General features: G+C 36.3%; 24 protein-coding genes. 14 read left to right on the top strand and 10 right to left on the bottom strand.

The features are described from left to right. Nucleotides 1-7 precede the first annotated feature (7 nt). From DI076_RS15955 to DI076_RS15920, 8 genes are read left to right on the top strand one after another with little or no spacing between them, the layout of a single operon-like run. The gene (locus DI076_RS15955; protein WP_108960723.1) at nt 8-403 is read left to right on the top strand and encodes a hypothetical protein; all 396 of its coding nucleotides are present in this window, start codon (nt 8-10) and stop codon (nt 401-403) included. Continuing rightward, nucleotides 400-741, top strand: a complete 342-nt coding sequence (locus tag DI076_RS15950) for a hypothetical protein (protein ID WP_108960722.1) — start codon at nt 400-402, stop codon at nt 739-741. The genes DI076_RS15955 and DI076_RS15950 overlap by 4 nt, the downstream gene beginning before the upstream one ends. After that, a complete protein-coding gene (locus DI076_RS15945; protein ID WP_108960721.1) occupies nt 713-3,229 on the top strand; it encodes a TonB-dependent receptor plug domain-containing protein in 2,517 nt (838 codons plus the stop codon). Before DI076_RS15950 ends, DI076_RS15945 begins: the two co-directional genes overlap by 29 nt. After that, nucleotides 3,229-3,732 carry a hypothetical protein gene (locus tag DI076_RS15940; RefSeq protein ID WP_108960720.1) on the top strand — a complete coding sequence of 168 codons (504 nt, stop codon included), beginning with the start codon at nt 3,229-3,231 and terminating at the stop codon, nt 3,730-3,732. The genes DI076_RS15945 and DI076_RS15940 overlap by 1 nt, the downstream gene beginning before the upstream one ends. Nucleotide 3,733: 1 nt before the next feature. After that, on the top strand, nt 3,734-4,348 hold the full coding sequence (locus DI076_RS15935) for a MotA/TolQ/ExbB proton channel family protein (RefSeq protein ID WP_108960719.1): 615 nt from the start codon (nt 3,734-3,736) through the stop codon (nt 4,346-4,348). A 2-nt stretch (nt 4,349-4,350) separates the two neighbouring features. Further along, complete coding sequence (locus tag DI076_RS15930) at nt 4,351-4,752, top strand: ExbD/TolR family protein (protein ID WP_100728042.1); 402 nt, start codon at nt 4,351-4,353, stop codon at nt 4,750-4,752. Beyond that, nucleotides 4,749-5,402 carry an energy transducer TonB gene (locus DI076_RS15925; RefSeq protein ID WP_108960718.1) on the top strand — a complete coding sequence of 218 codons (654 nt, stop codon included), beginning with the start codon at nt 4,749-4,751 and terminating at the stop codon, nt 5,400-5,402. Before DI076_RS15930 ends, DI076_RS15925 begins: the two co-directional genes overlap by 4 nt. Nucleotides 5,403-5,407: 5 nt before the next feature. Next, nucleotides 5,408-7,321 carry a sensor histidine kinase gene (locus DI076_RS15920; protein WP_108960717.1) on the top strand — a complete coding sequence of 638 codons (1,914 nt, stop codon included), beginning with the start codon at nt 5,408-5,410 and terminating at the stop codon, nt 7,319-7,321. On the opposite strand, the gene DI076_RS15915 is transcribed toward DI076_RS15920, so the two are convergent. The 9 genes from DI076_RS15915 to DI076_RS15870 all read right to left on the bottom strand — a co-directional run bounded on the left by DI076_RS15915 (nt 7,299) and on the right by DI076_RS15870 (nt 17,159). Continuing rightward, nucleotides 7,299-7,874 (bottom strand): SCO family protein, encoded by a 576-nt coding sequence (locus DI076_RS15915; protein ID WP_439957305.1) that lies wholly within the window; start codon nt 7,872-7,874, stop codon nt 7,299-7,301. The genes DI076_RS15920 and DI076_RS15915 overlap by 23 nt on opposite strands. After that, on the bottom strand, nt 7,856-8,917 hold the full coding sequence (locus DI076_RS15910; protein WP_108960715.1) for a multicopper oxidase domain-containing protein: 1,062 nt from the start codon (nt 8,915-8,917) through the stop codon (nt 7,856-7,858). Before DI076_RS15910 ends, DI076_RS15915 begins: the two co-directional genes overlap by 19 nt. Before the next feature lie 16 nt (nt 8,918-8,933). Next, complete coding sequence (locus tag DI076_RS15905) at nt 8,934-9,245, bottom strand: PLDc N-terminal domain-containing protein (RefSeq protein ID WP_108960714.1); 312 nt, start codon at nt 9,243-9,245, stop codon at nt 8,934-8,936. 12 nt (nt 9,246-9,257) lie between these two features. Then, nucleotides 9,258-11,231 (bottom strand): right-handed parallel beta-helix repeat-containing protein, encoded by a 1,974-nt coding sequence (locus DI076_RS15900; RefSeq protein ID WP_108960713.1) that lies wholly within the window; start codon nt 11,229-11,231, stop codon nt 9,258-9,260. A 76-nt stretch (nt 11,232-11,307) separates the two neighbouring features. After that, complete coding sequence (locus tag DI076_RS15895; protein ID WP_108960712.1) at nt 11,308-11,934, bottom strand: TetR/AcrR family transcriptional regulator; 627 nt, start codon at nt 11,932-11,934, stop codon at nt 11,308-11,310. Then, nucleotides 11,931-12,764: an ABC transporter permease gene (locus DI076_RS15890; RefSeq protein WP_245918474.1), complete on the bottom strand. Its 834-nt coding sequence runs from the start codon at nt 12,762-12,764 to the stop codon at nt 11,931-11,933. Before DI076_RS15890 ends, DI076_RS15895 begins: the two co-directional genes overlap by 4 nt. A 223-nt stretch (nt 12,765-12,987) precedes the next feature. Further along, nucleotides 12,988-13,836: a TPM domain-containing protein gene (locus tag DI076_RS15880; RefSeq protein WP_245918473.1), complete on the bottom strand. Its 849-nt coding sequence runs from the start codon at nt 13,834-13,836 to the stop codon at nt 12,988-12,990. 129 nt (nt 13,837-13,965) lie between these two features. Beyond that, a complete protein-coding gene (locus tag DI076_RS15875; RefSeq protein ID WP_108960710.1) occupies nt 13,966-15,573 on the bottom strand; it encodes a SulP family inorganic anion transporter in 1,608 nt (535 codons plus the stop codon). Between the two features lie 14 nt (nt 15,574-15,587). Next, nucleotides 15,588-17,159: an AraC family transcriptional regulator gene (locus tag DI076_RS15870; protein WP_108960709.1), complete on the bottom strand. Its 1,572-nt coding sequence runs from the start codon at nt 17,157-17,159 to the stop codon at nt 15,588-15,590. 143 nt (nt 17,160-17,302) lie between these two features. Here DI076_RS15870 and DI076_RS15865 point away from each other — a divergent pair, with 143 nt between their 5' ends. From DI076_RS15865 to DI076_RS15855, 3 genes are read left to right on the top strand one after another with little or no spacing between them, the layout of a single operon-like run. Continuing rightward, a complete protein-coding gene (locus DI076_RS15865; RefSeq protein WP_108961017.1) occupies nt 17,303-18,277 on the top strand; it encodes a sodium-dependent bicarbonate transport family permease in 975 nt (324 codons plus the stop codon). Nucleotides 18,278-18,320: 43 nt separating this feature from the next. Beyond that, on the top strand, nt 18,321-20,156 hold the full coding sequence (locus DI076_RS15860; RefSeq protein WP_108960708.1) for an alginate export family protein: 1,836 nt from the start codon (nt 18,321-18,323) through the stop codon (nt 20,154-20,156). Nucleotides 20,157-20,216: 60 nt separating this feature from the next. After that, nucleotides 20,217-20,840: a TetR/AcrR family transcriptional regulator gene (locus DI076_RS15855; protein ID WP_108960707.1), complete on the top strand. Its 624-nt coding sequence runs from the start codon at nt 20,217-20,219 to the stop codon at nt 20,838-20,840. Here DI076_RS15855 and DI076_RS15850 read toward each other — a convergent pair. Beyond that, on the bottom strand, nt 20,837-21,598 hold the full coding sequence (locus tag DI076_RS15850) for a lysophospholipid acyltransferase family protein (protein ID WP_108960706.1): 762 nt from the start codon (nt 21,596-21,598) through the stop codon (nt 20,837-20,839). The two genes, DI076_RS15855 and DI076_RS15850, sit on opposite strands and share 4 nt — an antisense overlap. A 463-nt stretch (nt 21,599-22,061) precedes the next feature. Between DI076_RS15850 and DI076_RS15845 the strand changes: the two genes are divergently transcribed. The 3 genes from DI076_RS15845 (at nt 22,062) to DI076_RS15835 (ending at nt 24,529) form a co-directional block, all read left to right on the top strand. Then, the gene (locus tag DI076_RS15845) at nt 22,062-22,637 is read left to right on the top strand and encodes a hypothetical protein (RefSeq protein ID WP_135358395.1); all 576 of its coding nucleotides are present in this window, start codon (nt 22,062-22,064) and stop codon (nt 22,635-22,637) included. Between the two features lie 128 nt (nt 22,638-22,765). Further along, nucleotides 22,766-23,614, top strand: a complete 849-nt coding sequence (locus DI076_RS15840) for an LIC_13355 family lipoprotein (RefSeq protein WP_108960704.1) — start codon at nt 22,766-22,768, stop codon at nt 23,612-23,614. A gap of 219 nt (nt 23,615-23,833) precedes the next feature. Continuing rightward, nucleotides 23,834-24,529, top strand: coding sequence for a class I SAM-dependent methyltransferase (locus DI076_RS15835; protein WP_245918472.1), 696 nt, complete (start codon nt 23,834-23,836; stop codon nt 24,527-24,529). The last annotated feature ends 5 nt before the right edge of the window (nt 24,530-24,534 follow it).

The raw sequence follows: 24,534 nt of genomic DNA, 5'->3' as shown, positions 1-24,534 counted from the left end.
ATTGGATATGATTTTTAAAAAGATAATACCAGTTAGTTTTTTCCTAATAGCATTTCATTTGTTAGGTTGCATTGGATCACATGTTCCTAAGGAAATCCATTTATACGACTCCGCAACAGTAGTCAGATCAACAGAATTTAAAATTTTGGGAAAGGGAACTGGCCAAGATTCAGCATTTTTTTTATTAGGAATGTTTCCAGTTACAAAAGCACCTAATGTAGAACTGGCGATGAGTCAGATTTTGGAAAAATATCCTACCGGTAAAACTCTCATCAATATCAAAATACAAAGGGAAGACAAAGCATATTTTCCATTAGGCCTTGTAAGTGTAGTCATCGTAACTGCTGATGTAGTTGGCCAACTTGAAGAAGCGACTCCAACCAATCAAAAGGAAAGTAAATGAAAGTTAAGATTGGAATTCTCTCACTTACCTTATTCATGATTTTCAATTGTGGATCAGGAGTTGATCGTGTGGAGACAAACGATGCTCAGAGCCAAGTTTATGCAGCTGCTAAATTTGCATCGGAGAAATGTGGTAACCCACTTCCCAATCCTCCACTTGTGATCGTTAACAAACCGATCCAAAGAAATTTGGATCTTTGTACGATTGCCATTACACGAACAGAATGTCCTTTTTTAGGATACCCTCTTGTTTGTACTCTTATATATCTCGAAGAAGAAACGGGTGATATCCCATGGTATTTAAACTTCAATGAAATCAGCAAAATTCAAATTAAATAAATCGATTCTGATTGGGATTCTTTTTCTTTTTTTAGGATTGCCTGCTTATGCTGTCAGCATCAAGGCAAAACTGATTAATCCTAAAAAGGAAATAGCTGAAAAAAATCTTTCTGTATTAATTTTTGAAACGAAAAAATTTGCACAAACAGATGCAGAAGGAAATGTAACATTAGAATTCCCTTCTTCAGGCGAATACACCTTGCGTTTGTTACGTGATACAGGAATCCAAGAGATTCGAATTTCAGTTGGCAATGAAGATGAATCAAGAACTATTTATACAGAAAAAAAGTCTACTGCACCTAAGTCAGGGATTGTAGTAGAAGGTGAAAGAGAAAAAACCGTAGCTTCCAGGACAAAAGTCAGATACGAAGAAATCAAACGTATGCCAGGTACTTTTGGTGAAGCATTAAGAGCATTGGAAACTTTACCGGGCGTAATACCTAATATTGGCTTTGGAGGTGGTGCAAATGGAATCATAGTACGAGGTGCTAATCCTGCTGCGAATACATATCTTTACGATGATTTACCTATCTTATATCCTTTTCACTTAGATGGATTAACATCTGTCATTCACAATGATTTAATTAAATCAATTGACTTATATTCCGGTGCATACCCAGCAAACTTCAATAATGCGACTGGTGGTATTATTGAAATAGAAACCGTTGACTCAGTGCAAAAAACAAAAGGTGCATTCCAAGTATCACTTTGGAACACAACTGCATATGCAGCAACACCAACATCAGGTGGAAAGGGGTATTTGGCAATCGCAGGAAAACTAGGTTATCTAGATAAAACTTTAGGTGCCAGTGGACTATTACCTGAAGGCATTCGTTTACCGAGATACAATGATTCGCAGATCAAATATGTTCATAACTTTACACCTGAACATCAAATTTCTTTTTATAATTTAACAGCTCAGGATAACTTTGCTATCAATGTTCCAAACAAACCAGCAAACGACCCTACCACATCACAACTTGCCCTAATTGGAGGAGCTAAAGCAAGTTTCGGACAAAGTTTTAGAACAACTGCACTCCGTTATACTTGGATTCCAGGAGATAAATTCCAAAATAGAATCACATTAATCAACTTCGATCCAATTGGTGAATACAATGTCGGAATTGGCTCCATCCAAGGAAAACAATACCAAAGAGGAAGTTATGTTGGAGTTAGGCAGGATGCCTATTGGACAGCAACAAAATTCCTAAAAGTTGATTTTGGAACCGAAGTGCGCAGATTTTCCTTCAGAGATTATGGTACCGAAGTAGCACTCAGAGACCCAACAAATCCATCACCTAACCCTTATAATTCAGCGAATCCTGATTTTGTAGGAAGACCAATCAGTATCCAAGGTAATTCACCATATTACAACGCTTATACTACTCTACATTTTAAATTTGGAAACTTCTTATTCGAACCTGGTGCTAGGTATGACTATGTGCAAGTGACTGGCAACGGTGCCTTAACACCAAGAGCTACTGCTTCTTATACACTCCCCGAAGTAGGAAAAGGTATGACTATTTACGGAAGTGGTGGGGATGTATCTCGTTTTCCACTCACTACAAATTTTAACTCAGAAACGGGTAATCCTGATTTAAGATTTGAACGTGCAAGAAAGTTAAGTGCGGGGATTGATCAAAAAATTGACCAAGTATGGCAAGTAAAAGTAGAGTTTTTTAAAAACGAATTCACTGATACGATCATTGATGATCCTTACGTTTCTACTCCAGTTGGATTAAATCCTGATAAATCACAATGGTTAACACAACCAATTGTTGCCAACCGTCCCCTAAACTATTCCAACAGAGCTTCTGGTTGGTCACATGGTTATGAATTACTCATCCGCAAAAATGCGAGACCTGGAACTCGTGATTGGTTCGGTTGGATTTCCTATACATGGTCACAATCCTTTCAAAACTCTAACTTGTATCAGATTTATGATGGTGATACAACTCAAGTTGGTGGGATCGAAAGAAAAATATTAGCGGCTTATTTTCCAAATTCAGTAGAACAGTTAGCACCTTGGGACCGTACTCATGTGGCAAACGTAATTTATGGTTGGAGGGTGAATGAAGGTTTCCAAATTGGTGGTCGATGGAGTTACTTAACTTCATTACCTTCCAGGCCAATCATTGGTGATGATGGTGGAAGATTTTCGAATCCATTAAATGGTTTAACCTATTGGAATCCGCAGTATTCAAATAATCCTTATACATCCGAATATGGATATGTCAAAAGAGGAACCGATTATCACCGGTTAGATGTTCGATTTGATATTTTTGAGAATTATTCATGGGGATATTTAAACTGGTATTTAGAAATTGTAAACGTATACATGCGTAAAAACAAAAATGGATTCGATTTTGATAATTCCAAACCATTCTCTGCAACAAATCCAAGAGAAAATGATACTTTCGGAACTCTACAATTGCCTGGTGGAACCGTAATTCCTTTTTTCAACGTAGGTATGGAGGTACATTTCTAGTGAAATTTTTAACCTACTTAGTTGTGATACTTATCTTTATCAATTGTGCAGAAGATAAAAAATTTGAAGATTCATATAAAGAAACAGTATTACTCCAATACTTGACTACCCCAAATGCACCACAAGAAACCTGCGAATCAATGATCACAAACAAAGATCTTTGTTTCCAAGCTTATTACACTTCCATTGGAGGAAGTTTTACTGCAACCAGCGCTACTGTGAAAACCCAAACATGCCAAGGTTTAATCACGAGCCCATTGTATAAAAATCTGTCGAGCATTGCACAAACCTGCTCTTTTAATTGCCAATCTACAGATTGGAAAACTAAAACAAATGCGGGAACATGTGGACAATTAAGTTTTACTGCACTGATCGAAGCAAGTATTACAAGCCCAACTGCTACTGCTTGTTTACGATCTTGTTTTGCAACAACAAACAATCAGATAACAAATGAACAAATACCTTTGTATTTTTTATTTAATAACATTCAAGACGGAGATTAAAATGCAGGAATATGTAGAATTAGGTGAAGAATTAGTTTTTGTTGCTATGGGAGTAGCAAGTGTTATCGCACTTGCTGTGTTTGCTGAAAGACTCATTTACTATAAAAAAACTTTGGGTAAAAAAAATGAAAGTTACTTATCTGAAGTTAGAAACTCACTCCAAGAAGAACCTGAAATTCATTGGAAAACGGATGCAGGAGAAGAATCAATTTACACACGATTCATCCAATTTGCATTAAGACAATTAAAACTCGGACGCAAAGGTCTAGATGAAAGTTTAGAAGGTCAAATTTTATCCGAGAAATTGGAGTTAGAAAAACGTTTACCTATTTTAAATACATTAGGAAACAACGCTCCTTTTATCGGACTTTTAGGAACAGTTCTTGGTGTCATCAAAGCATTTTATGGTTTGGGAACACTGGGTAGTTCTGGTGCAGAAGTAGTGATGCGTTCTATCTCAACTGCGCTCCTAGCAACGGCTGCTGGTCTTGCAGTGGCGATTCCTGTGGTAATGGCGAATAATTACTTTTCCAGAAAAGCAAAGGTGATTTTGCAAAACCTTGAAATTTTGAAAAAAGAACTACTCTCTTATCAAATGAATAAGACAAAGGTATAATTATGGCTGGAGCATCAGGACCACAAGACGAAGAAATCGGAAGTATCAACATCACTCCTATGGTGGACGTGATTTTAGTACTTCTCGTAATTTTTATGGTAACAGCAAACTTCTTAAAAAAAGAAAGTTTAAATATTAATTTACCAAAAGTACAAGCTGCTGATCCCAACGTAGCGGAATCAGTTCAAGTAGCAATAACCAAAACAGGTGCAATTCTTTTAGAAGGAAAAGACACTGATATAACAGGTCTTGTTCGAAACTTGGAAAGAGAAGCCAAAATCAGACCTAACATGCGTTTGACATTATCTGCTGATGAAAGTTTGCCTTATGGAAAAATTACGGAGCTGATGGGAATCATCCGAAAAGCCGGAGTCACAAAAATCGCCCTCAGTGTAAAAAAATGAATCGGTTTATTGAACTCTTAGTAAAGTTCAAATCTTCTATCAAACAAAATAAGGAACGTGTCTTTCATATTTGTTTGGCTGGAAGTTTATTCATACATACTGCTACTTATGCAGGGTATCGAATCAGCCAACTCAGAGGGGATGAAGTAGTAGAAGATTCTGCTTTTGAAGATGTAGATGTAAACTTTGAAGAAATTCCCCCAGAGTTAATTGGAGGCACATCTTCACCAGCACCTATCGAAAAACAAGAATGGGTTGAGGGAAGTAACAAAGATAAGGCGGACGAACCAGACAATTCTGATATCAATCCAAATCAATTATCTGGGAACGGCACTGACAAGGATGGTTATTTGTTTTCATTTAATGGAGACAAAATGCCGACAGCTATCATCGACTTTGATTTAAAGGAATACTTTCCACCACAAGCAAAAGCAGCAAACATAATGGAAAAACAAGTGGTACTACTTGTCCAAGTTAATGAAGACGGAAGTTTACAATCCGCAAAAATTGTTTCCGGAAGAGCTGGATATGGTTTTGATGAAGCTGCTTTAAAACTGATTAAGAGAGTACGATTTAGCCCTGGTTATGTGCAAGGTCAACCAAAGAAAATGGCCCATCGTTTGCCAATCACTTTCTCACTCGAAGACTAACCTAAATGGGAATTACAATAGGCAAATTTTTAGAAAAACCATATCTATCAATTTGCTTATTGTTTTTAATTACTTCTGTTTCGATTACTTCTTATGTTTATTCTATTTTAAAACCTAAAGACAATTCGATTTCCGAATATTACTTATCTGAAAATGCTGATTATTTTGTAGGAGATATTCCTGCAGATGATTCTGGTCAAATTGACTTTCAAAAAATGCATAAAGTGTACTGGTTATCCACATCGGGTTGGATCAATGATGAGGAATTCAAACGAATTACAGATTCAGAATACATTTGGCTAAGATCCAAAGCATTTTCAACTATTGAAAATGAAGAACTACACTTCCTACTGGAACATGCAGGATTAAATATTGAAATTTTTAATGAATTTGGTGATTCTATTTTTAAATACGGAGAATTTACGGATACAAAGTACTTACCAAATATTTTCCAATCTAAGTTTTCCTGGGTAAAAATTCCAAAAGATAAATCACAATATTATTATTTACGATTATTTCATAAAAAGGGAATTTTATTTTCCATCACGATTATTGAAAATTTAATCGGAAAACAAACGGCTCTTTACCGAGAGATCGCATTAAAAAATTTAACCACCATCTTTTTCCATTCGTTTTTTATGATGATAGGAATCATTTGTGCTTTAGTCTATTTTATTGAATTCAAAAAACAGTACAACATACTGCTAGATTTTTCTTCCTTTTCCTTATGTTTTGGAATTTTAGGACTAACTTCAAACGAATTTATACGTTACCTATTTACCAATACCCAAACATTATATGTTTTATCTATTATTTCTTCCAATTTTGTATTTATACCAATGTTATCTGGTGTTAGAAGATTGTTTGGAAGTGGATCTTTTAAAGTTTTAGATTATTTAATCTACATTGATGTATTTATTTGTTCACTAACAACTATATTAGTGTTTTCCCTTCCATTCTCTGATATTTCACATTCATTTCTCATCAGCACTCGCAGTTTTTTTATCTTATTCAATTTGATAAATATCTTGGGTCCAATTTTTATCACTTATGAAGCTTGGAAAAAAGGAAGTAAGGAAGCATTTGGTCACTTCATTGGTTTTAGTATTACTTTATTCTTAGTGATTTTAGAAATATTTTTAGCAATCAAATACAATGATACTTCGCCTTCAGGAATTGTTTTTTGGGGAGTTTTGTTTGGAGTGATCTCACAAGGATTTGCTTTGGAAAGAACATTGTTTAATGACAGGCAAAAAGCCTTACTCTACAAAGAAGATTTACTAAAAGCTGAAAAGACTCTAAAAGAAAGTCAGTTAAAAACACTACAAACAAAAATGAATCCACATTATTTGTTTAATTCACTGAATACAATTCATGCATTACACAAAATCAAACCAGAACTCATTGGTGATGCGATCATGAGCCTTGCCAATAATTACCGCTTTATTTCTGACAGAACGGAAAGAGATTGGATTCCATTCGAAGAGGAATGGAATTTTTTAGAAGACTACTTACACTTACAAAAACTTAGATTTTATGACACAATTCAAATAGACTTTAAAAAAACTGGAGATTTTTCTTCCGTTATTTTACCTCCTTTGTTATTACAGCCAATCATTGAAAATTCATTTAAACACGGATTTAGAAGTTCGTCAGCTGTACAATTTCAATTATTCATTCATGCAAAGATGATCAAAGATTCAGTGTTTAGTTTTGTTGTGTATGATAATGGAACAGGAATTTCAGATGATTTATTATCAGACAAACAAAAGTTGATGAGTCGTTCTTTAGGAAACATAAAAGAAAGACTCAAAAATCTTTACACTGACTTTAACTTTGAAATCACAAAAAATTACCCAGAAGGGACAAGAACAGAAATCGAAATCATATTAACTTCTAAAGTTCAGATATCTTCCTAAGTTCTGTTGCGAGCGCATTTGCAGATACCCCGCCTGGAAAAGTTTTGATGGTTTTCTGATTCTGATCCAATACATAAATGAAATTGGAATGATCAATCCTGTAAGAATTTCCTTCGCCCACCTTTTCTTTCACAATTCCAAATATTTTTGTCAAGGTCTCTAAACTTTCAACATTCGGAGATAGTGCAGTTAAGTTTTTACTGGGAAAGTTTTTTACATATTTTTCTAAGGTAGTCGGAGAGTCTCTTTCAGGATCCAATGTAATAAATACAAATTGAAAGTCTTTAGCACGTTCCCCCAATATCAATGAGGCCCTACCAAAATTTGTCAATGTTAGTGGGCACATATCTGGACAATGTGAAAATCCAAAGTATAAGACCGACTTTTTTTCAGACCAAAATTGTGGGTTTAGACTGAGGCCATTGGGAAGAACAAAACCTAATCGATTCCATACTTCCTGATTCAGTTCATTTTTTGATTGGCATCCAAAACTAATGAAAAAAATAAAAATAAAACAGATCAGTCTAATCATACTTAAACGGCAACGATCCAACCCATTCCTCCATTTTCAGCCATATGAGTTTGGTGAGGATGAAACATATACCGACCCTTCTTCTTAAGAACAAATTCGATCACAACTCGTTCTGTCTGTCCGATTGTTACCACATCAGAATGGCCATCAGGAACAGTGGAACCTAAACTTCTAATGATATCAAAGGTTTGTGCATGCAAATGGAAAGTCATTACAGGCTCTCTTTCCATCATATTCTGTATATAAAACCGAACTCTTTCTCCAACAGGAACTTTCATTGGGTATCGATCATAAATCCCAGCAATTCCATTCCAAGTATAAAAATCATTCTTTCCTTGACCCTTGGTATCCCATCCAGAAAAAGTTAATACAAATTCATGAGCTGGTTTTCGTTTGGCAGGAGGATCAACTAATAAAGCACCATACAAACCTTTCGCGGTGTGTACCATGAGAGGTGGCACATGACAATGGTATGGGTGTAATCCTATCGGACCCGCTTCAATGGTATAGGTTCGTTCTCCAAAAGCAGGAATTGGTTCCCAACCATCTTCCATTGGATCATGCGTACCATGAAAATGAAGTGAGTGTGGGTCGGGACTTGAATTTTTTACGTGGATTCGTAGATTATCCCCTAAATTGGCACGTAAGATTGGACCTGGTACAATTCCATCGAATGTCCATGCTTGGTAATTTACATTATGGGCAATATTAACACTCAATGGAAAAAGATTTAGATTAAAATCCTTTGTTTTAATCTTACCATTACTATAGTTAGGTGGAAAGTAAAAACGTTCAGTATAATCTTCTTTGATAAAAAAAGGTGGGTGTGCCATACTCCCATACGTATTTGTTCCACGTAAACTACCTGCAGCACCTATGGAATTTTGATAATTATCACTGACACTCGGGGTAGTTACGATCCCAAAATTTGTAGAAGAAGATGGATCAGAAGGTGCACATAACTCATTGGATTTTTTAGAGTTAAAGCCTATGGAACCAAAAATTGATCCCACAAAACCCATCACACCAAATCCAATTGTAGTTAAAAAACTTTTCCGATCCATAGTCTTCAATCCTACTTTAAATGTGAGAGACTAAACTTAATGCCCAAACAATTGCAAATACTGCCAGTCCACCACCTACTGCAATCTGTTTGAATTTTTTCTCATATTCTGTATCGATAAAGAGTAAATACAAAGCAGGACCAATCACTGGAACAACCAAAATCACAAGTGACCAAATCATTTGTTTGATTGTTGTCATATCCTTCTGTTTCGATAAACCAAACAAAGCTAGAGGAGCCCAAACCATTGTTAAAACGAATGGCAAGTAATACGCATACGATCCGATAAAATAAGTCCAAAAACCTGGATTTGCAAAATTTGTTTCCATAAAAAACTCCTATTAAGTTATAGACGGTTCTGTCACCGCAGTCATCGCATAACCAGCGTAAGCCAGTATAGTTAAAAACAATAGAATCCCACCGAATACGACAGTATTTCTGACTACCGGAGAAATTTTTGAATCTTTGGAGAATAAATAAACCAACGATCCTATAAAAGGTAAAAGTAATATCAACCAAAAGTACTTATCTACTTTCGCACCAACAATGGAAAATCTGTCTAACATAGCAAGACCTGTCCAAGCAGCAAAAATTGCAAATGGCAATAGGTATCCCATGATGTGAAAGTACCATGTTTTAAGAGTTCCAGGGTAGTGAACTCTCCATCCAGAAGTATACATCTTGTTAGTCTGTGCTTCAAAATCTTTTTGATCCATCTTAGGTAACTCTGCTGTCTCGATGAGTCCCTTATTCGTTTCAAAAACATCATGAGCAGGAACAACCTTTGCCAAAAATTCTTTTGGCATGTTGGATTGTGCAGGTGGTATTGGTTGGTTTTTATAGGAACCTAATACAAACTCCTTTAAGTTTGCTTGTACAAACAAAGCAAGGAGTCCAATACTAGAAGACATATCACCTATATGTGGGTATCGAATTCCTGAACATGATTGTAAGGATTCCAAAAATGGAGGACTTGATACTCCATAAGAATTTCCTTCAAAACAATTCCCAACATTAACGGGACCACTAAGGGCAATGTCTCCTCGACCGGAATGGTAAACTTGATTATTTCTAACGATATTATTATTAGAAATCCAAATGTTTTCATCAATGTTCATCGTAACAAGAATTCCATAATTATTATGATTAAAAACTAAATTGCCTTCGACCACATTTTCCAAAGCACCAAGGAGTGCGATACCATTCCCTATGGAAGGATACTCCAATTTTTTAGATGGTGCATTTTTATTATTGTTATCATAAACAATATTTTTCTTCACAACCATTTGTTTTTGTGGAGGTAATAATTCACGATCTAATGTATTCGGGCCAATCCCTAGTTGGTTTTTTCTCCAAATGGAAGACAAAAGATATATATTACCACTTGAATTTGTTCCTGAATATCCTAAGGCATTATTCTCAGAAATTACATCGTTTATGATCGCATTACACGGATTACACTGACCAATATAAAAACCTGAATCAGGAGAACCAGATGCAAAGGAATGTTCAATGAGACCATCAACAGAATCAAATGCATACACACCATAATCACCGTTATTGTAAGCAGTAATATAAGAACCTCTATATCCTTTTACTCCAGTCCAATATACTCCATTTAGTGTAGCGTTTCTAGTTGTGATATTCTCAACCGCAACACCATCTGCTCCAACAACCATGATACCATTTCCTCGAAGGAATTCACCATCGATAATGGTTAGGTTTCTATCTTCTCCTCGAATGGTGATGGATGGTGTCGTTACGGTGACTTCTTCTTTATAAATTCCATTTGCTACTAAAATCAAATCTCCAGGAGATGCAGCATCAACAGCGTTTTGAATTGTTTTATATTGAGAAGGAACTTTTCTTGTAACTCCTGTCCATGTTTTTGAAATTTTTGATTTTGAAGTATTCGCCTGTGGATTGTAACTAGCATTACCAATGACAGCAACACCCGTCATTCCAATCTTTCCATCAGGAGATGCATGAAAGGAACAAAAATATGGGAACACACCCTCTTCCGGAAAAAACACATCTGTATGTGCCCCGCGAAACATTGCTAAGTTGCCAAAACTGGTTTCTGTAGACCAATCTTTATTAATGGAAATAGCGTTATGAGGATTATTTCCTTCGTTCACGAAACGAATTTTCCCACCCTTGTAGGTGCGAATCACTGGAGGATGAAAGGCATTGTCCATCATCGTCACATGAACAAAAGCCGAGTTTGCCGGATCTTCCGAATTGCAAAAATTCAAACCGAAGGTTAAGAACATTGCCATTAAGATCCCTATCAATATCTTTTTGGTTTTTTCCATAGTTATTCCCGAAACATGAGGAATTCCTCACATTTGGAGAATTTTAGAATTGTGTTAAAACTTTGTCAATGTTAAATCATTGAAAAGTTGAAAAATATACTAAAAGTAAGGTTTTTAGTTCCGCCAAAACTTGTTTTTTCTCAGAAGGTTTTTTGGTTCGATGTACAATTTTGATAACAGAATCAACCGCCTCAACAATCATGAGTGAGATATAAAACGAACGTTTTTTGTTCACTTTTGGAAACAGTACCATTATCACTTTTTCGGCTAAGGATTTTGCAAACCTCTCGTTACTTTCAATATCTAAATGTAACAATGCTTCATTCGTGTATAAAATCGAATGGATCAATCGATAACCTTTCACTTCATTTAATGTTTGTTCAAACGCAAACAATGTAAAATCGACAAATTCAGGAGTGAACTTTTTGATCTTCTTCAATTCTTTGGTAACTTTTTCAAAGAACAAATCATGCATAATTAAATACGAATTCTCAGCATGTGAATATATAATGGATTCTTTATTCGGAAAAAATTGATAAATTGAACCAACTGATATTCCACTTTTTTCTGCAATCAAATCCGTAGTTAAAACATCATATCCCACTTCACCTAATAGCTGTATAGCAGTATCAACGATTTTCTGATATCGTTCTTTTGAACGTTTTTGTTGAGGAATTTTTCTGGGATTGATGACGGTATTCATTCAGATCTTAATGCAACAATGGGACTCAGTTTAGCAGCATATTCAGATGGCCACCAACCGAATATAATTCCGATCGTTATTGAGAATAAAAAGGCAAAACCAATAGAAGGAAAGGATAAAACAATTGTCCAGCCGAAAGATTCCTGTAAAAAATACACTGTGAATATCCCAAAAACTAAACCGACAAATTCTCCAGTCAGACTTGTCAAAGTTGATTCAATTAAAAATTGAATGCGTATATCAGATTCTCTTGCTCCTAAAGCTTTTCTTAAACCAATTTTCTTTGTCCTTTCTTTTACAGAAACTAACATACTATTCATAATACCAATTCCCCCAACTAATAAAGAAACAGTAGCCAGAGCAATGAGTAAGGCAGACATAGTTTGATTGGTTTCAGAAACTGCCGATTGGATATCTGCCAAACTCATAATTTGGTAGATATTTCCCATCGATTCGTTCGTTCCATGCCTTTCATGTAAAAAACTTTTAATTTGAGATATAAAATTTTCAGAAGATTCATTTTGATCCAATTCCATCTCTAAATTGTCAACGGAATCTTTGTTTAATAATTGTCGCATGGCAGTGTTAAGCGGAACTAATACAACATCATCTTGGTCACGAAAACCAGTAGAACCTTTTTCAGGCAATTGACCTATGACTCGAAACGATACTCGATTGATTTTTAAGTAAGTTCCAACTGGATTTTTCCCTTCGTATAATTCCCTTACTACCGTGTTCCCGACCAACCTCATTTCGAAGTTTAACCAAGTCCCTATTTTTAATGCGTCTTTCTTTGATTTATAATGATAATTGGTAAAGTTATTTTGCATACAATGTTTGTGAATAAGCCGACTTTAACTCAAAACAGATTTTTAATCTAGAATCATTTAATGTTTGTTTGGCTGTTTGTAATAATGCTTCCGTTATTTCAATCCAATTTAATCGCGAAATCCTGAAAAAAGATTTTGGTTTGTGCTAAGCCCATTTATGATGGAAAAAGTTCCCATCAGCATGACAAAATCTTTAACGGTATGGATTTTTTTACAATTTGAACTACCAACTACCGGAACTTCCTCCTCCACCAAAACTTCCGCCTCCGCCGCTAAATCCACCAGAACTTCCTCCACTTGACCAGCCACTGCTCCGACCACCTCCACCTCGTGACTCACTTGCGAAACTATTATTTCGCATCCGTTTTCTTCCATTTGGTGTCAAAAGGTGATATAGTTTATAAAGGCCAACTCCTATTGCGTATGTTAGGAATACAATGGCTCCGATATTTGCTCCATGAATTGCAGTTGGAAAAATACTCCAAAATGGAAACAAAAAGAAATAAATGAACCATCCAACATAAGGAGCGTTAGCTGCAAAGTACGTAAAAACGCCAAGCACAGTTAATACAAAAATCGATACAAAAATTTTTAATCCAATTGGCATCTCTGGACCTTCAGGAGCTATTTCACCCAAAAAAGAAAGTGATCCAAGATGAGAAAAGTCTTCTTTTTCAGGTATTGTGTATTCTCCTTCAATTGTTTTCATGATCGCATTTACACCATTTTGTATCCCGAGATCATATTCTCCCTTTTTGAAGGCAGGTTTGATTTCATTTTCTATGATATGATGGCACAAAATATCAGTTAAAACACCTTCTAATCCATAACCAACTTCGATTCTTAGTTTTCTGTCTTCAAGGGCAACAATGAGCAAAACTCCATTATCCTTTCCTTTTTGTCCAAGTTTCCAAGTTTCGGCTACTTTAAGGGAGTATTCTTCTAAATTTTCTCCTTCTAAGGAAGGAGTAACAAATATAACAATTTGATTGGATGTTTTTTTTTCATGATCACTTAATTGTTTTTCGATTGCTGAAATAGATTCAGAATGGAGTGTCCAAGTTTCATCCATAACTCTAGATTTTAACCGAGGGACATCCTTCGAAAAAAGGAAGATAGGCAGAACCAAAAGGAAAAAAACCAATAACCTTTGCATGCAAGGAGATTGGTTTAGGAAAAAAAAGTTACAAGAATTTTTTTACTACTTATGAATACGTGTGGCACCGTAATAAGCTGATATTGGTTTTAAATCTTCAAATCCTATCAAATTTACTTGCCCACCACGTTCTTCATAATCGCGTTTAAAACTCTGCAAAAATTCAATTGCGGAAAAACCAATCATCTTTACATTTTCATCAAATTTTACATCGATCCTTTCCCCAAAAGATATTTTCCGAAGAATTAGTTTTAAGGAAATCATATTGGAAAACAGAAGAGCATGTTTAACATATAGAGTGTGCATTTTGTCGTTTGATTCGATTTTAATATCAGCAATGAAAATATAACGAAATTTGACTCCAAAGTACATTTGAATTAATATTGCAGTAATGATACCACAGAACACACCAACTAATAGGTCTTCTACGATTGTGATCACAACAGTTACCAAAAAGATGACAATTTGGTCCCAACCTTTTTTATATGTTTCTTTAAAAACATGAGGTGATGCCAGTTTTAATCCAACCATGATTAAAATACCAGCAAGTGATGCTAATGGGATTCTATGTATGAGACCAGGAAGGAGTAGAATGAATAACAATAAAAACAAACCATGAAAAAAATTGGACCATCTTGTTTTGGCACCATTTTCAATATTTGCAGAAGATCTTACCACTTCAGCGATAATGGGTAAACCACCAATCCATCCTAAAAAAAAGTTTCCAATCCCTTTTGCGACAAGTTCTTGGTCCATATTTGATTTTCTTCGGTAGGGATCCGTATTATCAACTGCAGTTGCTGTGAGTAAGGATTCAATACTTGCTATCAAAGCGATCGTCACTACCATAACCCAAAAGTTTCCTTCTTTCCAACGGGAAAAGTTTGGGAAACTCAATCCTTCATAGATATGGTTTGGTAAATTTACTAATTTTTCAGGACCAATTTGGTATGTTTGATTTAATAAAGTATAAGAATGTTCATCTGCTAATTCAAAAACAAAACCCAAAACAATTCCAACTAACACAGCGACCAGTGGTGCAGGTAGTTTTTTAAAATAAGGATTTTGTATTTTTGTAAGCATGGCTATGATCACAATTGCAGAAATGCCAATCATAGCTACTTCAGGATTCAAATGTACGAAGCTTGAAGGTATCTCAAATAGAAGTCCTAAAATAGTTTTGGCATTTGGTGAAATTCCAAGAGCAACATAAAACTGTTTTGAAATGATGATGATTCCGATGGCCGCCATCATTCCATGTACAACGGAAATCGGGAAATAAATTGTGAGATTCCCTGCTTTTAGGATTCCCAAAAGTACCTGAATCAATCCTGCGAGTACAATTGCTGCCAAAGTGATCTCAAATCCCAATTTGGCATCTCCACCACCCATAACAAAAATCGAATTTAAGACTACTGCAATGAGTCCAGCAGCAGGTCCATTGATTGTAAGATGAGATCCACTTATAAAAGAGACAAAGATACCTCCTACAATTCCAGAAAAAATTCCAGCCATAGGTGGTGCACCAGAAGCGAGAGAAATTCCTAAACAAAGTGGGAGTGCAATGAGAAAAACAACAAATCCGGACACAATGTCCGATCTCCAGTTTTCTTTTAGTTCAGGTAACCAATCTTTTGGTTTATCTTTGTTCATTCGAGAGTTCCTAATTATGTTTTATCTTTTTTATGATGAGACGAAGACTTTCTGAATTGATTGGGATTCACTCCGCATTGTTTTTTAAATTCTAAATAAAATGCGGATCTCGAACCAAAACCGGCCAGTTTTCCAACTGTAGCGACGTTTAATTCTGGTTTTTCGATTAGAATTCTTTTTGCTTCCTTAATTTTGTATAAGTTTAGCAGAGTTGGAAAATTAAATTGATACTCAATATTAATCAACTCGCTTAATTGGTGATAGGTTAGCCCCAAACGGCCCGCTATCATCTCTTCATTGCAGTCAACATCCAGAAAAATTTTGTCTGATTCTAATAATGATTCTAATTTTGTTTTATATTCTTTCGTATCAATTTTATTTGTGAATGTTCGAAATCTTGTTTTTGTCTTATCGCGTTTTTCATAGTTTCTTAAAAATAAGAAACTACCAGCTGTCAAAAATGGAAGGTAAAACACAGCAGCATAAATGAAAAAAGCTTGGTAAGGATAAAAATCAAAATGGAATAAAGTTTTTAGAAACAATAAAAACAAAAAGAAAGCCCAACCGAAAAAATAACTTTTTTCTTCATCAATTTGGTTTGTGAAGAGCATCATATGGGTGCTACGTAAAAAATAAGCTGCGGACCCAAAGATGGTGAGTAGGATAAAAATTCTATAATCATACATTCTTGGGAAAATGGGAACAAGAAGGTATAAGATTCCAGAGATGGCAAACAACCAAAAGAAAATTGGATGTCTTAAACTTTCGTTTGTAAATTTAACAAAACTGTAGAGATACAAAAAGAATACAAAGTGATTAATTGATAACAATAAGTAGTATGAATGTGTGAAAAGATTGTTTCCATTCCCCAAAAGAGAAGACAACTCCTTTCCATGTACAGAGTAAACTAAAAAGAAAAATAATAAAAAATGAATAAGGATCAGAAGGTAAATTTTTTCTTTTGATTTGATGAATTCAGAAATTGCCCAACCGATAGAAACAATCCCGACCATCAAAAAAAACAAAAAGGTTAGAAATCGAAAGAGAACGATGAAACGATAACTTGAATTGGATATTGTTCTAATGGGAAAATTTAGATTCTCATTTGATACTAGGAAAAGATAAAAATCGCGAGTTTCACCTGGATTTAACGAAACATTAAAATGTGGGAAAGGTGACAAAAGTCCATGCCAGTTTTCCCAAACATAACCATTGTATGTATTGGAAAATTCCCCTTTTTGGTTTTCCGAACAGATTTCAGCGGTGGGAATGTTGATCCATTGGATGAGAATGCTGAAATCGGAAACCATATCCATTTCATTTTTCAATTGAAAATGGAGCCATTGGCCATTTAGCGCCCGTTTGCTTCTTAATGAATCCATTGATTCATTTTGGATCCAAAACATTTGTTTCAAAGTTTGGATTGAGTTTTTGGTACAGAGAGTAGGTAATTCACCTTTTACAGGTGCCAAAAATTCTACTGCATGACTGATATTTGTTCCGTAAAATGCTTCCGGTTTCCATAAACATCCTTCCATTCCTAGTAGAATGACTAAGGAGAAGTAAACCCGAAATAGAATGCGCATGGATTTCACCAATGTGCAAATAAATCATAAGCAAGAAAGCGAATTCAAGGCTGATGAATTTCGAAATGAAAGTATTTTTTGTCCAGTTTTATGATATTGGACAAATTGGGTGTCTAAAATCATGGAGAAAAAGAGGGACAAAAATGGATTTGCACAACGCTCTGAATAATATTTTAAACCCACCCGTACTATTTTTCTTTTTAGGAATGGGTGTTGTATTCTTTAAATCGGATCTCCGCATAACAGAAGGAGTTTCAAAATTTCTATCCTTATACTTATTATTCTCCATTGGATTTAAAGGTGGGCACGAATTATTTAAATCACCTTTCGCGGAAGAACATTTACTTACACTCATTGCATGTATGTTTATGGCATGTTTTGTTCCCGTATATTCATACTTCATCTTTCGCTTGAAATTAGACCATGCCAATTCTGCAGCACTTGCTGGAAGTTTTGGTTCGATCAGTGCTGTAACGTTTGTAACAGCGGGAGCCTTTTTACATAGTTACGGATTTGAATACCAAGGTTTCATTGTTGCTGGAATGGCACTTATGGAATCACCTGCCATTGTCATCGCTGTTATCATCGATCGCCTTGGTAAGAAAAAACAAAACGGAAATCCTAGTGAAAAAATCCAATGGAAACAATTGCTACATGAAGCTTTTTTTAGTTCATCTGTCTATATCTTAATTGGTGCATTAATCGTAGGATATCTGTCAGGTGAGTCTGGATGGAATACGACAAAACCGTTTACAGAAGATATCTTCAAAGGACTTCTTACATTTTTCCTTTTGGACAAAGGAATCGATGCCGCTAAACAAATGCGCGAGTTAAAAAAAGTTGGTTTTTTCTTAGTTGGATCAACAGTCATCATCATGTTTATCAATGTTGTGATCGCGATCTTTTTGACAAAAATCATTCAGATGCCAATCGGTGATGCATTAATGTTTGTTGTTCTTTGTGCATCTGCTTCTTATATTGCAGTTCCTGCTGCGATGAAAGATTCAATTCCAGAAGCAAGCCCGAGTATTTACTTAACAGTTGCCTTATCGATTGTTTTCCCAATCAATATCATCATAGGTATACCAGTTTATTTTTATTTATTGAAAGGATTATAACAAAGAGTTAAATTCACCAAACAATTCTTTAGGAGAGATCAAAATGCTACACCAAAAAAAAAGAGTTATCTTATTTGGTTTCATTTTGGTCTTTTCTAGTGGATTCCTCTTTTCAGAACCTGTAGAAGAAAAAGTTCCCGAAAAAGAAACTCCATCAAAACCTTATATTTCTCCCATGAAAGAGAAAGGATTAGATCCTGAATTCAATCGGCATATGTTTGTGGAACCTACGTTATCCAAACATTCTGCCAATTCTTCCCAATTTTGGTTGAATGATGTATTACGATTTGGATTGTACCTTCGCCCGCGCCAAGAGAGCCGTTATAATTTAGATTTTAATGCTTCTGACAAAGGTTATGTTGACCGAACCCTACAAACCTCATCTTTGTACTTTATATTTGATCCAAGTCCGTATGTCCAAGCCAAGGTGACTTTACAAGATGCAAGGGTTTGGGGAGGAGAGTCACCTGCATCAACTGGTGACATTCGAGCCAATTTTTTCAATAATACCGCGGATATTTATTCCCGAAACCAAACAAATGCAGTCTCAGTCAACCAAACGAGCGTTAGAGAAGCATTTATATTACTCAACAAATTACCATTCCAATCCAAATTCCAGATTGGAAGGCAAATTTGGTCCTATGGAGACCAAAGATTGATTGGTGGTGGTAACTGGACAGTGAATGGGTTATCCTTTGATGGCGCCAGACTCATGTTCCAATTTGAAAATGCCAAAATCCATTTTTTAATGGCTAGACCCTATTGGACACAGAGTGGACCCAATGGGGTTGTCTCTGCCAATGATCCAAAACTCAATTCAGCTGCAAATGGAACGGACACAACACTGTTGGGAACTTATAATAGTTATACGATTCCTGACTGGGTGACATTCGATTTTTATAGTTTAGGTATTGTTCGAAAATGGAAAAAAAATACGACAAATGTAGTTACGGGTCTACCCGAATCTTCGCAAGACGATCCCTTGGCATCAAATCGTAGCCGCCAAAACCAAAATCTGATCACAACTGGATTTCGAATTACAAATCGCACTAAAGGTAATTTTTTGCCAGAAGGTAAGTCTTGGGACTTTACTTGGGAATCAGCATTCCAATCAGGAACTTCTGGACGGAGAATCCAAGATCCTTACTTAAAAGAATACCTTCCGAATGAATGGGATAATGCCCGAACAGAAAGAGAAAAATATACAGGACAAATGCATGTTTTCCAAACTGGTTATACATTCTTTAAGAAACTAAGGTTAGGTGGACAGGTTTTATTTGCTTCAGGTGATAAAAATAGATCGGATGCTTCCGTCTCCACCTTCCAAACATTGGCAAATCCAAGATTTGGAGTGATTCCTTATTTTAATAACGTGGCTGGAATTTCTGAAAATATCAATGCTCAAAATTTATATTCTAAATCTGTGAGTGTAACCTACTCAACGGAAGGTTATGGTGAATTCCAAATCACCTATTTCCAAAATGATAAGGCAGAAAAACAAGATGCATGGTATGCAATCAGTGGTGCACCAAACTCTTCTTCCACGATCGGTGAAAAAAATCCAACCCCTGTGTCGTTTGAAAAAGGAAGTACAGAAAATTTCTCGAATCAATCGTATTCTTCTCCCTATGCTTTAGGCAAAAGGATTTATACAGAATTGGATCTGACTTGGCACGGACAAATCAATGATTTTGTTTCACTCTGGTTAGGTGTAGGTTACTTGGAAGCTGGTGATGCAGTTAAAAATTACAGAAATAGCAAAATCCAATACAATCGCACCACACAATCCTTTGAATGGAACCAAAACTATTTACAGGCAAAAAACCAACTCGCAAGAGAAGCCTACATGGTCTATGCCCAGATCAATGCTGCATTTTAGGAAAAACGTTCGATTTTTAGCTGGATTATCATAGCATGGAAGCAAAACTGAGATTCGTCCATGTTGGAAGCCCACCACAAACAAAGAAGGATTCGCAATAGCCTCTCCAGAGAGGAAATTAGAGATGTATCCCTCCTCATTTTAAAGGAAGAAGGACTCGATGGGCTTTCCATGCGTAAAATTGCGAACCGGCTCGGTTGTAGTGTAGCAAGCCCCTATTCTTATTACGAAAGCCAAATTGACCTTGTCCAAGATTTGATCCGAACGGGAGAGGATGAGCTTCTCTCGATGTTAAAAAAAGCAAGTGCTGATGTCAAAACGGGATCTGCGTTTGACCAATTGGCCGCGATTGCACGTGCCTATTTCCATTTTGCCAGTAACAACCGCGAACTTCACAAAGTGATGTTTGTTACCGACTATGGCGGAGTTCATAGAAAGGCATTCCCGCAACTTCCCAAAAGTTATCGGTTTTTTTTAGAAACAGTTAGAATTGGTTTTGATTCTGGCGAAATTCCATACCCTAAAAACGAATACCCTGCCATTGCAAGGTTGATGTGGAGTTGGATGTATGGTGTGATTGTATTGGATATGACAGGTATGCTCCGAAAAAGAAAAGGAGCAGGAAATCCGATCGAGGAAGGAATTTCCTACTTTCAGAAATTGCTTAGCAAAAAACCAACCTAGCTAATGCTAGGTGATACTTCCATCCCTTCTTCATCAGAGTCCAAACTATTATGGTCGACTTCTGTTTGAATGATTTGATTTTTTCCAACTTGGTTGAGTCTTATCAGTTCCGTTTTGATAAATCCCATTGTTTCATTATTGTCATTCACTTGCCAGACAGGATTTCCAACTGTTAACCGAATTGGTTTGTTTAAATTGTATGCATCTAAATACAAAGGTACAATAGGCAAATTATAACGTTTACTCAGTACAACCATTCCAGGAAATAATTTTCGAGATTTACGAAACCCTCGGTACCAAGATCCTTCTGGAAAAATTCCAATCCCCAAATTCCCTTTTTTAATCCTTCTCTGGAAATCTTTGATTGTCACAGGGTCCGATTCATTTCGGTTTAAGGGAATCAAGTCGATTGATTTAACAATCCCTTTGACAATTTGTTCTTTTCGTTTAAGCCATTTTGACTTTCTGCCTTTATTGCCCATTCCTGAATCATAACTTGTTAACGCAGTTGTATAAATTCCATATCGTTTGAGAACTCCACGAATGACAAATGCATCATAAGGCATTGTAATTATTTTTAAAAATTTATTTCGCGGTTTGATATGATTTGAAATCAGAATCATAGATTTGCCATTTAACTGGCGTAAAATGAAGTCGTTCTGAATTTCTACTTTTTTGTTTCCGTATTTGAATCTCATGGGTTTCACCACAATCCACATCAATACAAAACCAATAGACCTTCCGACATAATAAAACATATCTTTTCCTCTTAATTGATATGTGTCTAAAATTCCAATTTGGTTGCAAAGGATTCACAAATTCTTTGCCTACAATTTGAATACATTTCTGTTTCAAATTGTACGAAGTATGTTAATAGAAATCCTGGATTTAAAATTTGACATTCCCTGCCTTCGCAAAAACCTGGAAAATACCTTCAGGGAGGAAACAGGTGTAAATCCTGTGCTGACCCGCAACTGTAATCCAAATAACTGTTTGGTGAGCCAGATCTTCCCCGTAAAGAATTCCTCGCGGAAATGGAACTTTACACGCTGAATCCAAATGCCCACCATTTGGAGGAAAGGGGCCCCGAAGGCATCGGGGCACCCGAAACAAGATTTACAACGATAACTTTTCCTTTTGGAGGATCACTCCCAAGGAATCACTCATTGTCTTTCACTGGCTCGGAGTTCCCTAAAAATTTTTTAAATTTAGGAAACTTTTATGAAACAAACACACTTACAAACAACAGTCCTCATTGGGCTACTCTTCTCCTTTTCCTTTTCCTTTTGCCAAATGGAAAAACAAGTTCCGGAATCTGAATCAGAAAAAAATCTAATACTCGGTCTTGTTGCTGGACAAGTTGCAGAATCAAGTAAAGATTTTGCTCTCAATGGAGTTTGGAATAGTTTTACAGGTAATGGAACAACACTAGATACACTAACAACCTTTAGTGCAAAATTTGGCCTAAAAGGAGTTCAATTGGATGATAGTTCAGCATTTGGTGGATACTCGAGCTGTTATATCATAATTGAATTTAATAATTCTGAAGGAAGTTTCATCACTCAAAACCCAGAAAATAATGGAGGTTGTTTCGCTGGTGACACAAATAAAGGAAAGTATAACAAAGTGTTTTTCTTTAAAAACACAGCAAAAGAAAATTCCTACTGGTTATGTACCGTTGCATTTGGTAAATCTTACGCAGAAGCAAAAGCACAAACTGATACCACAACTAAGACAAACCCTGGGAGTTCTGGATGTGGAGCTTCAGCTTTCTCACGTTACGATCGAAAATTATAATCGACCTCAAGTATTGAATCTATTTTAGTTTGAAGAGATGTGCCAGATCGTGTACCTTTCGCAATTGATTGTAGATTCAATAAACTGCACAATTAAATGATACTATAGGACTAGACACCACAACCAAGATGAAAACAAAACTAATTCATTTCCTCCTCATTTTCTCCTGTTTGTGGATTTTCCATTGCAAACCGTCTCCTTCCTCATCGGAGGAAACTCTTGCGGCACTCATTCCTTTACTTGGTGCAAGTGCCAATGCTTCTGTTTGTCCTAAATCAACACTCCCTTCCGACATATTCCTTGCGAATACTGTTGTCAGTGCCTCAGCCAATGTCTCTGGATTTTCTGATCCGAAAAAAGCCATCAATGGAGTTTGTGGTGCTGGTGAACTTGCGGGATCACTCGATGTTTATGCTTTGGAGACCACTGGAGCCGGCGCTTCAATGGTCCTCAGTTGGGGTGGCAGAACTGTCAAAAATGTCCCAGATTCCATTGATTTTATTATCTATGATAATAGTTTTCGCATTTCGGGAGATACCAATACCTATGCTATGGATCCTTCTGTGATCCAAGTCTCCCGAGATGGATCCATCTATTGTGGTTTTAATCCGAGTTATACGGCTGGAAATATCAATTTATTAACCAGCTGGACAAAGTTTGGTGGCCTAAGACCCGTTTATTACAATATGACCACCAATCCCTTGTCAAACGAGGATTTATTCAGTGATGCTGGAGGTGGCTTTTTATTGGGTGGCGGGGATGGATTTGATTTGGATAATTTAGATCCAAATGATCCAAACGATGTGAGTTGTGACACAACTGCTGCCAATGATATCAAAACGAATGGATTTAAATTCGTAAAAATCACATCGGCAAGTAATGTCGTCAACCCAGCAACCAGTACCAATTTCCCTTGGCCACCAGGCAGTTATAATGGAAGTGATATCGATGGAGTAGTTGCACGCGAAGTCCAATAATCCACTCACCATTATGTCAGATGGGTTCACAGTCCTGAACCATTTGTAAAAAACAGTTCAAAATAGTTCGTATTTCAGTTGACCTATTTTGAAAAAGAGTTCTTTTTTTAGAACCACTCCTCTGGCGTATTCACTTTGAGCGAAAACCTTTATACACAAAAAATATCCATTCAGGATGAGATGCCCAGGTTATCGGCACAGGCCAACCTCCTGAAGCTCTTGCTTGAGCCATATTTAGATTCCATCGAATACGAAAAAGAAGTGGGTACGGCTCTGGATGCAGGAGCGGGTCCAGGGGTACTCACCAGTTTTCTCATGAAGAAAAATCCAAACCTCAAATGGTCTGCTTGTGACATCTCCGAAGATATGGTTCAATATTGTAAATTGGTGTATCCAAAAGTAGACTGGAAGGTCTCTGATGTTCGCTCGTTGGATTACCCGGACAATCATTTTGATTTTATTTTTAATTCGATGGTTCTCATCCACATAAAAGAACCTGAAAAGGCACTAAAGGAATTCTACCGAGTGTTAAAACCTGGCGGAAAGGTTCTGATCCATTGTCCGAATGACAAAACCTTCACAGGCCCACAGGTCCTTTTGGATATGGTTGCCAAACATGCTACCATCCACCCTGCTGACAGGTTTGTGATGGAAAAAATTCCGGGAATGATGGAATCTTTGGGATTCCAATTGAAACATCGAACAGACTTCATCGCATCCAATGATGGTAATGATGACAAACCGACAGTCGAATACCCAAAAATTCATTTGGGCATGATGACAGGATGGTCTATGATGTCTTTTATGGGACATCCAGATGGGATGCAGGATTTATATTCCAAATTACAATCCGAATACATGTCCAATCGTGTGAAATTCACGATCAAATTAGAAACACATTTGTACCAAAAATAAACGGA

Source organism: Leptospira ellinghausenii, from assembly GCF_003114815.1.
Classification (GTDB): Bacteria; Spirochaetota; Leptospiria; order Leptospirales; family Leptospiraceae; genus Leptospira_A; species Leptospira_A ellinghausenii.
The sequence above is the reverse complement of the archived record's forward strand: the minus strand, read 5'-3'. Positions and strand labels throughout refer to the sequence as shown.

Coding starts and splice junctions, on each gene's coding strand:
- DI076_RS15870 (WP_108960709.1), bottom strand. CDS start 17,159: ATGCGCATTCTATTTCGGGTTTACTTCTCCTTAGTCATTCTACTAGGA.
- DI076_RS15890 (WP_245918474.1), bottom strand. CDS start 12,764: ATGCAAAATAACTTTACCAATTATCATTATAAATCAAAGAAAGACGCA.
- DI076_RS15905 (WP_108960714.1), bottom strand. CDS start 9,245: ATGGAAACAAATTTTGCAAATCCAGGTTTTTGGACTTATTTTATCGGA.
- DI076_RS15845 (WP_135358395.1), top strand. CDS start 22,062: ATGAAACAAACACACTTACAAACAACAGTCCTCATTGGGCTACTCTTC.
- DI076_RS15860 (WP_108960708.1), top strand. CDS start 18,321: ATGCTACACCAAAAAAAAAGAGTTATCTTATTTGGTTTCATTTTGGTC.
- DI076_RS15935 (WP_108960719.1), top strand. CDS start 3,734: ATGCAGGAATATGTAGAATTAGGTGAAGAATTAGTTTTTGTTGCTATG.
- DI076_RS15910 (WP_108960715.1), bottom strand. CDS start 8,917: ATGGATCGGAAAAGTTTTTTAACTACAATTGGATTTGGTGTGATGGGT.
- DI076_RS15865 (WP_108961017.1), top strand. CDS start 17,303: ATGGATTTGCACAACGCTCTGAATAATATTTTAAACCCACCCGTACTA.
- DI076_RS15920 (WP_108960717.1), top strand. CDS start 5,408: ATGGGAATTACAATAGGCAAATTTTTAGAAAAACCATATCTATCAATT.
- DI076_RS15875 (WP_108960710.1), bottom strand. CDS start 15,573: ATGAACAAAGATAAACCAAAAGATTGGTTACCTGAACTAAAAGAAAAC.
- DI076_RS15945 (WP_108960721.1), top strand. CDS start 713: ATGAAATCAGCAAAATTCAAATTAAATAAATCGATTCTGATTGGGATT.
- DI076_RS15900 (WP_108960713.1), bottom strand. CDS start 11,231: ATGGAAAAAACCAAAAAGATATTGATAGGGATCTTAATGGCAATGTTC.
- DI076_RS15895 (WP_108960712.1), bottom strand. CDS start 11,934: ATGAATACCGTCATCAATCCCAGAAAAATTCCTCAACAAAAACGTTCA.
- DI076_RS15840 (WP_108960704.1), top strand. CDS start 22,766: ATGAAAACAAAACTAATTCATTTCCTCCTCATTTTCTCCTGTTTGTGG.
- DI076_RS15855 (WP_108960707.1), top strand. CDS start 20,217: ATGTTGGAAGCCCACCACAAACAAAGAAGGATTCGCAATAGCCTCTCC.
- DI076_RS15925 (WP_108960718.1), top strand. CDS start 4,749: ATGAATCGGTTTATTGAACTCTTAGTAAAGTTCAAATCTTCTATCAAA.
- DI076_RS15930 (WP_100728042.1), top strand. CDS start 4,351: ATGGCTGGAGCATCAGGACCACAAGACGAAGAAATCGGAAGTATCAAC.
- DI076_RS15955 (WP_108960723.1), top strand. CDS start 8: ATGATTTTTAAAAAGATAATACCAGTTAGTTTTTTCCTAATAGCATTT.
- DI076_RS15880 (WP_245918473.1), bottom strand. CDS start 13,836: ATGGATGAAACTTGGACACTCCATTCTGAATCTATTTCAGCAATCGAA.
- DI076_RS15850 (WP_108960706.1), bottom strand. CDS start 21,598: ATGTTTTATTATGTCGGAAGGTCTATTGGTTTTGTATTGATGTGGATT.
- DI076_RS15950 (WP_108960722.1), top strand. CDS start 400: ATGAAAGTTAAGATTGGAATTCTCTCACTTACCTTATTCATGATTTTC.